13 protein-coding genes and 1 pseudogene are annotated in these 9,906 nt (G+C 59.1%); 8 read left to right on the forward strand and 6 right to left on the reverse strand.

All coding sequences use genetic code 11. The annotated features are described in order from the left end of the window. Positions 1-130: transposase (locus tag MKK55_RS15760; protein WP_243932900.1), on the forward strand; the 130-nt coding region annotated here is incomplete at its 5' end. On the opposite strand, the gene MKK55_RS15765 is transcribed toward MKK55_RS15760, so the two are convergent. The 3 genes from MKK55_RS15765 to MKK55_RS15775 all read right to left on the reverse strand — a co-directional run bounded on the left by MKK55_RS15765 (position 120) and on the right by MKK55_RS15775 (position 1,772). Next, positions 120-302, reverse strand: coding sequence for a hypothetical protein (locus MKK55_RS15765; protein ID WP_243936158.1), 183 nt, complete (start codon positions 300-302; stop codon positions 120-122). The two genes, MKK55_RS15760 and MKK55_RS15765, sit on opposite strands and share 11 nt — an antisense overlap. A 62-nt stretch (positions 303-364) precedes the next feature. Beyond that, a complete protein-coding gene (locus MKK55_RS15770; protein ID WP_243936160.1) occupies positions 365-661 on the reverse strand; it encodes a hypothetical protein in 297 nt (98 codons plus the stop codon). Positions 662-1,040: 379 nt separating this feature from the next. After that, entirely contained in the window at positions 1,041-1,772 is a 732-nt protein-coding gene (locus MKK55_RS15775; RefSeq protein WP_243936161.1) for a Crp/Fnr family transcriptional regulator, read from the reverse strand. Between the two features lie 176 nt (positions 1,773-1,948). On the opposite strand from MKK55_RS15775, the gene MKK55_RS15780 reads away from it, so the two are divergent. From MKK55_RS15780 to MKK55_RS15790, 3 genes are all read left to right on the forward strand, one after another. Further along, positions 1,949-2,713, forward strand: a complete 765-nt coding sequence (locus tag MKK55_RS15780; protein WP_243936171.1) for a Crp/Fnr family transcriptional regulator — start codon at positions 1,949-1,951, stop codon at positions 2,711-2,713. Positions 2,714-2,715: 2 nt separating this feature from the next. Further along, positions 2,716-2,979 (forward strand): hypothetical protein, encoded by a 264-nt coding sequence (locus MKK55_RS15785; RefSeq protein ID WP_243936173.1) that lies wholly within the window; start codon positions 2,716-2,718, stop codon positions 2,977-2,979. Positions 2,980-3,132: 153 nt separating this feature from the next. Beyond that, positions 3,133-3,981 carry a hypothetical protein gene (locus MKK55_RS15790; RefSeq protein ID WP_243936186.1) on the forward strand — a complete coding sequence of 283 codons (849 nt, stop codon included), beginning with the start codon at positions 3,133-3,135 and terminating at the stop codon, positions 3,979-3,981. A gap of 296 nt (positions 3,982-4,277) precedes the next feature. On the opposite strand, the gene MKK55_RS15795 is transcribed toward MKK55_RS15790, so the two are convergent. Next, complete coding sequence (locus MKK55_RS15795; protein ID WP_243936188.1) at positions 4,278-4,595, reverse strand: hypothetical protein; 318 nt, start codon at positions 4,593-4,595, stop codon at positions 4,278-4,280. A 506-nt stretch (positions 4,596-5,101) separates the two neighbouring features. Next, positions 5,102-5,350 carry a hypothetical protein gene (locus MKK55_RS15800; RefSeq protein WP_243936190.1) on the reverse strand — a complete coding sequence of 83 codons (249 nt, stop codon included), beginning with the start codon at positions 5,348-5,350 and terminating at the stop codon, positions 5,102-5,104. A gap of 523 nt (positions 5,351-5,873) precedes the next feature. Here MKK55_RS15800 and MKK55_RS15805 point away from each other — a divergent pair. From MKK55_RS15805 to MKK55_RS15815, 3 genes and pseudogenes are all read left to right on the forward strand, one after another. After that, positions 5,874-6,065, forward strand: coding sequence for a hypothetical protein (locus MKK55_RS15805; protein WP_243936192.1), 192 nt, complete (start codon positions 5,874-5,876; stop codon positions 6,063-6,065). A gap of 331 nt (positions 6,066-6,396) precedes the next feature. After that, positions 6,397-7,543, forward strand: a pseudogene (locus tag MKK55_RS15810) (IS3 family transposase). A gap of 79 nt (positions 7,544-7,622) precedes the next feature. Beyond that, complete coding sequence (locus tag MKK55_RS15815) at positions 7,623-8,000, forward strand: hypothetical protein (protein ID WP_243936193.1); 378 nt, start codon at positions 7,623-7,625, stop codon at positions 7,998-8,000. 70 nt (positions 8,001-8,070) lie between these two features. Here MKK55_RS15815 and MKK55_RS15820 read toward each other — a convergent pair whose 3' ends face one another. Then, complete coding sequence (locus tag MKK55_RS15820) at positions 8,071-8,679, reverse strand: PAS domain-containing protein (protein WP_243936201.1); 609 nt, start codon at positions 8,677-8,679, stop codon at positions 8,071-8,073. A gap of 177 nt (positions 8,680-8,856) precedes the next feature. Between MKK55_RS15820 and MKK55_RS15825 the strand changes: the two genes are divergently transcribed. After that, positions 8,857-9,183 (forward strand): hypothetical protein, encoded by a 327-nt coding sequence (locus MKK55_RS15825; RefSeq protein WP_243936203.1) that lies wholly within the window; start codon positions 8,857-8,859, stop codon positions 9,181-9,183. Positions 9,184-9,906 lie beyond the last annotated feature (723 nt).

Here is a 9,906-nt window from a genome sequence, read left to right on the forward strand (position 1 = left end):
CAATCAGGTCGAGCGCCTCTGGGCCAGGCTCAAGGAATGGCGCGCCATCGCCACCCGATACGAGAAAACCGCCGCCAGCTTCATGGGCGTCCTCTGCCTCGCGGCCGCCCTCGACTGGCTCAAGCGATGACACGCCCTAGCAGCTCGATTGCCAGGAGGGGGCTGTCCGGTTCCGCGATCTCAGCCTGAGCCATCAAGATCGCCTCCTGCTCATCCCGAGCTTCGATCAAGCAGGCGTCATCACTGACGCCGAACCGGCCGTCTTGCGGGCGCTCGAAACGGCGTAGGGTGTAGGAGGGCAACGGCGATGTCCTAGTGGGGGTACCCAAGGCCAAAGGGGACAGACGGGTGCCGTGTTCCCGTCCTACCAATTGATCATACAGACCGGGATCCCGACAGGCCGCCCGGGTCGATCCTGCCGGAAGGTCTGGATCCCGTACGGGATCCAAGTGTCGCCGATCGCCGCGACGCGATGGACGTTGATCATCAGGCCCCCGCAGTAGTCGACGCGGATCACGCCGACGGTCGGATGCACGTCGAACAGATCGGTGGCCGTCCAGCCGAGGGCGACAGCCTCCTCGCCGAACTGGTCGAGGAAGTCGATCGCAGCCTCGCGCATCTCCTGCCAGCGCTGCGCCGAGAGCCCGGGGCGGGGCGGCACCGTAGGTCTCATGGCCTCAAGCGCATCGCCCCAGGCCTGGACATCAAAGGGCGCGGTTCGGATTAGTGCAGGTGATGCCATGGCCTCGCGTGATGTGGGCTGCCGGGGATATCGATCGGCTTAGCTGCAACCGGACTGCGCTTTGTGGATTGAGGAAGCGTTGCCATTTGGCACCCGAGGCTTCACCTATGCTCCTAATCGTGTCGCTCGTGGCGGGCACATTTGCGCTCGCCTGTTCGTTCTCACTCATCGCCATCATGGCGGAGTAAGGCCGTTAGAACCCGCCAGTCCTCACTCGGATCATGCCGGCGCGGTTGTTCTGGCAGCAACACCTATTGCACAGCCCTTAAGCTGACCGACGAGTTAAAAGAGACACCAATCAGGGCGTTGCGATCGACGTTGTAGTTCCAAGAAGCCGATCGTACTCCGCCTCCGGCATTCCGTAGCAGGCGCCCGCTTGAGCATTCAGGTACTCGCGGTTCTGGATGATGATGGTGCCACGCTTCGTTGCGATGACCCCAGCCCGTTCTAGAACGGCCATCGCCTCGCTGACACCAGTGCGGTTCACACCGAGCATCAACGAAAGGAAGCGGTGGGTCGTCGAGAGGTCGTCGCCCTCAGCCCGATCGTGGCACATCAGCAACCAACGGGCGAGACGAGCTGCAAGCGTGTAGCGTGCGTTGGCTAGTGCTGTTCCCGCCATTTGCGCGGTGACAGTTTGCACATAGCGAAGTAACCGTTCACCCAAGGCCGAAGATCGCGGCAGGATCTCGCAGAAACTCGAAGCAGATAATGCCCAGGCCAAACCTGTATTCTGCACCCGGCCATCATAGGGGGCTTGATCGGAGCCAAGCAGCAGCGGAATCCCGACGAGACCCTCGCAGCCAACGAGCCCAATCTCAGCCTGTTCGCCATCTGGGGCTTGCGCAACGAGCGAGACGATGCCGCGTTCAATAAAATACAAACTGGCGATTGGGGTATCCGTCGCGATCAGCACGTCGCCCACCGCGAGCTTTTTCAGGGCGAGCCGGCTCTGAAGCAGATCGAAGTCGGATGGTGGTAGCCCGGCGAGCAAACGATTGCGGCATGTCGCCTGTCGAAGCTGTGTCACGGGCCGTCCCGAGAAGGGCGGGGGCACGAACCCTCAGCCGTGTGCGCCCGAAAGATTGCAAACGATGCGCGGCTTCTAGGGAAAACGCGGACGTTAGGCAAATTTCTCATCAAATGACGATTTGAAATGTCGGAAATCCGACGTAGGGTCGTTGTATCGAACCCTCCCGAGGTGTGATGCAGAAGGTACTGACCCGGAAGCTGGAAGGCTTCGAGGACCTATCGGATGACGATCGCCAGGCCCTGGATGGCTTGGCGCCACGCATCCGGCAGGTCGCTGCACGGGTCGATTTGGTCCGAGAAGGCGACGAACCCGAGAACGTCCATCTGATCCTTGATGGCCTCGCTTGCCGCTACAAGGTGCTCCCGGACGGTAAACGCCAGATCATGGCGCTTATGGTTCCAGGGGACTTCTGCGACCTCAACGTGTTCATCCTCGACCAGATGGACCACAACATTGCTACGATCTCCGCGTGCCATGTCGTCGACATCCCGCGTCGAGCTATCGAGGAGATTACCCAGGCCCATCCGCAGATCACGCGGGCCTTTTGGTGGTGCGGTCTCGTCGATGAGGCGGTGCTGCGCGAGTGGCTGGTCAACCTTGGTGGTCGTGCCCCGGAGCGTCGTATCGCTCACCTCCTCTGCGAAATGTTGGTTCGGCTCGATGCGGTTGGGAAGGTTACGAATGACAGCTACGCCTTCCCATTTACGCAGGTGGAGCTTGCAGATGCGATGGGCTTGTCCGCCGTTCACGTACATCGTACGCTTCGCGAGCTGCGTGATCTCGGGCTGATCACGATCAAACGGCGGGTTCTGACGATCCATGATGTCGAGCAGCTCAAGTCGTTCTGCGGTTTTACGCCGAACTACCTCCACCTCAAGAACACTCGTTGGGGCGCACGCCGGAGCGAGCCGTGGTTGAAGCAGCTACGGGAAAGTTAGTCATGGATGCGCACGACAACGTCGAGACGTTGCTCGTGCTGCAGCCGATTTTGGTTGACACGGGCAGCCCGGATCGGGAAGGGCGTTTGGTCCTGGCAAACGGCCTGCTGATCGCCGTGCTGGTGCGCCTTGACACCTTTGATCACGAGGTGGGCCCGGGCTGGTTCGTGGAGGCGGCCTTCGGACGGCTCGTTGGTATCTCAGCGCCGATCTTCGACACGCTGGAGGAGGCAACGCGATGGCTACGACAGCACCGAAAGCCGTGACCGAGGTAGCTACGTTGCAGGCCTCCTCCGCTCGGATACCGCAATACCGTTTCCGACGGGCCAACAAGCAACTTCGAACTTGCCGATCTAAAACCTCGAACATGTCTATGATCTCGACGAAGCCTGCGCTGCCATGGCTGGAAAGGAGAAGCAATGCCCCATTGCTTCTCCGATTTTGCAGCTGGAATTTTGAGGATTTGGTTGACATCAATTGCGCCAGCCTATGCTCAGGATGACCCTATTACACTAGCTGATGATCCTTTCGAGGTCTCCGATCCTCATGCCACGTCGCCCGGAGAGTCGACTTTTTCCATCGGCGGGTCGTATGAACGAGCAGCGACCGGGCGTGTGCGTGGCACAGCAGGGGCGGAGAGCGAACTAAGCTATGGCGTAGCGCCGAAGCTCGATGTGAGGATCGGTCAGACGGGAGCCTACGGGAACCTCGACATCCGTCGTCGACTAGGGACGGTCAGTGCGGACGTTCCAGGGTCTACTGAGGGAGGTACCAAGGCCAATCTCGGCGGTACGACGCGTCTGGGGGCGCTCTACCAGATCACGGACGAGAGCAAGGTCATGCCCATCGTCGGGCTACTTGGGCGTGTTCGTGCGCTCTACGGTCCAGGAGGTACGGCCTATGAGACAGAAGGCACCCTTCTATTCGGTAAGACTCTCAGGAGTGGGGAACTTCCGCTCGGCGTTAGCTTGAACCTTGGAGGCGTCTACCGCTTCGATCCAGCGCCTGGCGAGAGAACCACACGCGCGCTGTTAAATGCCTCGGTTGGACAGGCGATATCCACCGACACGGCGCTTGTTGCAACCTATGCTCGGGAGCAACAGGAGCTAGGACAACCAAATTATAGTCTCGTACAGGTTGGAGCGCGGCATCGCGTAAAAAGCCAACGCGCCATCTTGGGTGTTGCCGTCGGCTTCGGGCTCAACCGCAATACGCCGCAACTCCAACTTGCCGTTGCTATTCAATGGGAGTTTGGTGGCGCCCGTTAGCTTCATAGGAAGCCGCTTCCCGCATTATCCTTGAAGGCGTTCGCCCTCCTGACGTAGCCGAGTACCGTCCGCGGATCGCGGTGCGCCGACACCTCCATGATGCGAGCGAGATTGCCCCAGCGGGTTCCCTGCGTTGTAGGAATAGCGGGCGATCAACCACAGGTAGGGGGATGTTGGGCCTAAACCGATATGCTCGGTAAGCGGCAATTCGTCGTTCACGAGGCATGGGCGAGCGTTTCGCCAAAGTCGAACCGATACGGCGTGCAAAGACTTAATCCAGAGACGGCGGGCGCCCTTTAGGTTGGCTTATGTCGCATCGAACCAAAAAAGCCCTCGATTTCGATTTCCAGCATTCGGGTGCTGAACGTCCGGATGATCGTGCCGTGAATGGCTCCGTCACGCATCTCGATTGTTGCGGTTTTGTGATTGTACGAGAACGTCATTTGTCGCTCGCCGAACGATGCCCAGAGCACGTTCACCGGAATGTCGCCGTCCTTGAGCTGCAGCATGAGCGAACCTGGATTGGCCTGCCATGCAATGCCGCCGATCAAAGCGAGAGTAATCGTGATGACGCCCATCGTCCCTTCTTCAGCCCGATTCATGATGCCGTTCATGTAGGCGCGAAGCGTGTCGATGTCCGTAGCGGTATTGACGATAATTGCCTCCCTTCAAGGGTTTAGATTACAAACTTCATCGGGGTTCGAGCTGGGCATCAGAAATTGAGGGCTTTGGAGCAGTGCTGCTTTATCGTCTGTAGAGCGAACAATACCCCAAAGTGGAGCAAATAGCTAAAGGATCTTCTTGCCGCATCAGAGATTAATGCTGACTGGACACCTGGGAGGCGGCTCCATTGGCCCGCAAAGATTTAGTGTTCAGTCCCCGGGCGGTTCTGTCGAGGAGTTTCACCGTTATTTTTGGTGAAGCTGGAGCGTTCTGGGTCACCTTTGGACTCTGCAACCTTGCCTCGCATCACTGACGCGACTACAATAACTGTAGTCAAAGTCATCAGCGCTAAGCCGGCGATAAGATATTCGTTGCCTGGCATAAATATCTTCCTCAGACTTTGACAAAATCACAATTAAACACAAATATTTCGTTGGTTTTATAAGAAAAACACTCTTCAATCAGCAGATAGTCTTTTCGTGTTGGCAGCCACGTGTTCGCGGTATCGCGCAATGACGACTTCGGGGGAGCTGCCCATCATCAGTGTACCGGCGGCCTCCATGCTCGCCTGGATCTTCTCGATCACCATGGAGTGCATCTCAGCCCTAGCCTCACGGCCGCCCCAGGCTAGCCGGACAAGGCGAAGTTCAATGACCTTTTGGCATTCAAGAGCGAGCATCATCGATGAGAAGAAAGGATTGTACACAGCACACTCCTCACCACATGGGTCGGTTATTTGGATAGAAGAAAATCTGCTGGCTTTAGCTCTTATGCTGACGCTTGCTTTGGGTCGAAACGCTTGATGAGGCGCAATCTACACCCGTTGACTCCACCGGGGGCAGGCGAGGGTCAACGGGCGCAGACGGCGGACGTAATCGGGAATGAACGTCAGCGTCTGCATCTTAGAGATATTTGCACGCAAAATATCATCAATTCATTGTTTTTTGGACGAATTAACTGTCGGTCGACGGTAAATAATAGCATCAGACGAAACTGTCCGATCAAGTCGGCTCCCTAGAGATTGCCGGTTAACGCGACCGTGCCTGCGCAGAAGTTATGACATGCCTCGTATCGCTATCCCGACCTTGGCTGCCTGCTTGATGGGTATCCTCCTAGTTCCGACTGAGGCAGCCAAGAGGAAGATCCAGGTGCCTAATAAGTACGACGGGACTTGGAGCATCACGGCAGTTACGAGGAATGGGCCATGCTCGACCAGCACGAGCTATCAGGTGCAGATCAAAGACAGCGATGCATCGGTCCCAGGTGACAAGATTGAAGTCGGCGGCGTCTCGCAGTCGGGAACCGTGCAAGCCACGATCATCGAGGCGGCCAACAACAGGGTACCGATCGCCGGGACCCTCGACACCAAGGGTAGCGGCAGTGGCACCTGGCACACCACCGGGCGGCATCGTCGAGTGTAGCGGAAGCGGGAGCGCCAAGCGGGCGGGTTAGGTTGCTCAGCGCTTCGTTCAATCGAGGCTGGTAGTCGAGCCATAGCGAGCAAGCCCATCGCCCGATCTGATCACGAGGGACGGGTGCCAGCTGTGTGAGCAGGCGACCAATCCTGAGCCTGGCTTGGGAGGAAGATGCCTTCAACCAGTTATCGTGGCGTCAACGCTCCACCGCCGGTCAGCTGATCAGCCCCCATTGAAGTGGTCCGCCCTTTGGTATGGCTTTTGAGCCTGGAGGACGGACGAGATGGCAAAGCACCCGAAGCCCGAGGAGATCGTCGCCAAGTAGCGGCAGGCGGATGTGCTGATCTCACAGGGCCAGAGCGTGGCCGATGCAATCCGCGCGCTCGGCGTGAGCTCAGTGACATACTACCGGTGGCGGCGTGAGTTTGGCGGCCTGAAGTCGGATCAGGTTCGTCGGATGAAGGACCTGGAGACCGAGAACCAGCGGCTTCGAAAGGCGATTGCGGATCTCACCCTCGACAAGCTGATCCTGCAGGAGGCGTCCCGGGGAAACTTTTGAGCCCCGCGCGCCGGCGCGCCTGTGTCGAGCACATTATGCGGACGATGACCGTCTCCGAGCGCCGCGCCTGTCGGGCGCTCGGACAGCATCGCTCGACGCAGCGCAAGGTACCGCGGGGCCGGGACGACGAAGAGGCGCTGACGGCCGATCTTGTGGCGTTGGCCGAGAAGTACGGGCGCTACGGCTACCGCAAGATCAGCGCGTTGCTGAAGGCGGCCGGGTGGTCGGTCAACGACAAGCGCGTCGAGCGGATCTGGCGGCGTGAGGGGCTGAAGGTGCCGGCCAAGCAGCCCAAGCGGGGGCGGATCTGGGACAACGACGGCTCCTGTGTTCGTCTTCGCCCGGAACACCGCAATCACGTATGGTCGTACGACTTCGTCGAGGCCCGCACGCACGATGGGCGCAAGATCCGGATGCTCAACGTGGTCGATGAACCGAAGGACCGCGCAGCGAGTTCACGCACGAATGCCTGACGATCCGGGTCGCACGCAAGCTCAAGGGGATCGACGTTATCGACGTGCTCTCGGACCTGTTCATCCTGCGTGGCGTACCGGGCCATATTCGTTCGGATAATGGGCCTGAGTTCGTCGCGAAGGCTGTGCAAGCCTGGATCGGCGCGGTCGGCAGCAAAACCGCTTACATCACGCCAGGCTCACCCTGGGAGAATGGGTACGTCGAGAGCTTCAACGCGCGTCTGCGCGACGAACTCCTGAATGGTGAGATCTTCTACACACTCAAGGAGGCGCAGATCGTGATCGAAAGCTGGAGGCGTCACTACAACACTGTGCGCCCACATGCCTCGCTGGGATACCGGCCCCCGGCACCGGAGGTGTTCGTGCCAGCGTTCTCCGCTTGGCCGGCTGCGCTCGCCCGACCAGCTCCGCCGGCCAAGCTACCCGTGGCAGAACGGCCTACCGCGCACTAACTTCACCCTTGGACCACCGCCTGGGGGCCGATCAGCCAGCGGCTTCGACCTGCCAAGCCAGAGAGGCAATGACCGCTGGTTGGCGAAGCTCGGCGCGTCCATTGCTCGCGACCTCCTTCACGGTACGAACCGCCTTGTCGAGCCCATGCCGGACCCGGTGTTCGAGGCGATCGAGGAGACCAAGCGGCTGTCTGCGGCTCGTAGCGCCGCCCTGCACCTCGACCAGCTTCCCGGCAACATCGATCCACCGGAGCAGGCTGAGACCCGCGAAGCCTTCTTCGCGCATGTCGATGACGTGCTTCTCGTGACCGTGCCGAGGACGGCCGCCGGGTGCGCGGCCCTGTGCCGGTACGCCCTCGCCTACCACGAGGAACACGGCTGCGCCTTGGACGAGTCTTGGGACAACAACCACCACTTCCGCATCCTGGATCTGATCGCCCGTTCGCCGCGGCTCTGACGCCACCCGCTGCGGCGGGGCCGATGCCAGTGAACCACTGTGCGTAAGAATACCGGGCGCGGGGGCTAGTCTAGTTCATACGTCCGCGGCGCGATCGGATATCCTTCTGAGCCAATCGTCGCCCCAGCTCCAACAGCAACGCATCCGCACAGCCCTTCAGCCGTGGGTCCTGCATCTCGACGATCGCCTGTTGCGCAGCGATGGTGTGTTCGGCTGCGCGATCCAGCGCGTTGTCCTCATTCTCGACCCCGAAACCTCTGCAAGTATCCTCCGTCATCCGCATCTGCGTGATATCGACGAGAATACCAGCCCCTTTCCACCGGCGCCCGACACGATCCGTGGTGAAGCGACCGCGATCCAAAACCCAACGGGTCCGACCATCCACCGAGATTACGCGGTACTCGGCGAGAAAGGGGCTGCCATCACGGGTGCTACGATTGATCAAAGCGCGGACCCGTTCCCGATCGTCGGCGTGGATGCTGTCGATGAAGCACGAGAGCGGTAGACCGGACTTGGCGTCCTCAGGATCGACGTTGAAAACCAGCGCCACGAAGGCATCAACGCGAGCCAAGTCGGTCGTGGCGTCCCACTCCCATCGCCCGATCACATCCATGGCGTCCAGGGCCGTCTGAAAGGCTTCCGGACTGGTCCGAACACTGAGGGTCTTATTCTTTGGCACTCAAAATCCGCCTTTGAGCCCGAAGGCGGTTTCATGTACAACCGTAAGGATACAACTTCAAGGAAAATCTTATCATTTGATGGCAACTGTGACGTGTTTGCAATGCTGCTACAACGCGTAAATTGTATTATGGATACTGCGACACAGGTGCTCTGTCCGCTCGCAAAGGAATAAGTCATGGGATCGAAAGCGCCGCCTCCCAGCCCACCGCTGCAAGCCGGACCGCAAGAGGACGACACTGATCGGCTTCCTCGATCAGTGAGCCTCATAGCCAAGAGCATGCCCCTACAGCGGATCGCCGACGCGCTGCAGGTGTCGCTGACCGTTCTGTATCAATCGCAGAACGCGATCGAAGCGGTATCCAAGCCCGTGGAGCAGACAGAGGCCAATGGCGGCTTCGACCGTGAATGCTACGCGCTGATCCAGGCGTTCATGCGGATTTCCGATCCTGAAGAACGTCTCCGGATCTTGACCCTTGTACAGGCGTCAGCCGAGCCGGCATGAGACGCAAAGCGTCCAAATTTGGAAGGCCGCGTCTGTAGATCGGTCGATTACGACGCCGGTTGGGCCCGCTGGATTGTACCGGACCTCTGGTCGGCTTGGGCAACGTCGTCACGGCTGCACATCATCTCGGTGCTCGGTGTGATGTACCTAAAAATGTTGGTCTGGCGGTGAGCCTTGATGCCAAATACTCGCCGCCTGATTTCAGCCCTAGGGGCAAGGCTTTCACAACAATCAGGCCTTCCCACTACCAAGAGTCAATTTGTGAGTTCTTCACGAGTTAGCCCAAAGAAGGCTTCTACATGCTCGCGTAGACCACGCGGGGATACTCGGAGACGTATGCAGGACGGGACAGGGGCGGTGCATTTCACCAAGCGTAAAAGAGCGTCGTAAGCCTTTTGAATGTTCGTGGGCGATGGTTCGATATCAGCGTGAACGAGTGCACCAGCTGCATTATGCCAAAGGGGCGCCTCGGTGCTCTGTAGTGCCTCGTCAATGCCGTACCGATGCAAGGCGGAAAGGCCTGAAGGAACATCGTTTATGAGTGTGACCCCGAAATCTGGGCGATTGGGGTCGAGCCAGACAACCACGGCATCTTCGAACGGCTGTGACATCAGGATCACATCCTCAGTGGCTAAAACCGATTTCTCAATACATAAATTCAGCCTAAGGTTGCGATTGCTAGTGGGGTGTGTAGTTTCTCGGTTAAGCTTTAGTAACTAACAA

This window comes from Methylobacterium sp. J-059, assembly GCF_022829485.1.
In the GTDB taxonomy this organism is placed as follows: Bacteria; Pseudomonadota; Alphaproteobacteria; order Rhizobiales; family Beijerinckiaceae; genus Methylobacterium.

Bases quoted from the DNA above. Each gene is read 5' to 3' on its own strand.
- MKK55_RS15780 (WP_243936171.1), top strand. From the start codon at position 1,949: ATGCAGAAGGTACTGACCCGGAAGCTGGAAGGCTTCGAGGACCTATCG.
- MKK55_RS15790 (WP_243936186.1), top strand. From the start codon at position 3,133: ATGCCCCATTGCTTCTCCGATTTTGCAGCTGGAATTTTGAGGATTTGG.
- MKK55_RS15795 (WP_243936188.1), bottom strand. From the start codon at position 4,595: ATGAACGGCATCATGAATCGGGCTGAAGAAGGGACGATGGGCGTCATC.
- MKK55_RS15785 (WP_243936173.1), top strand. From the start codon at position 2,716: ATGGATGCGCACGACAACGTCGAGACGTTGCTCGTGCTGCAGCCGATT.
- MKK55_RS15825 (WP_243936203.1), top strand. From the start codon at position 8,857: ATGGGATCGAAAGCGCCGCCTCCCAGCCCACCGCTGCAAGCCGGACCG.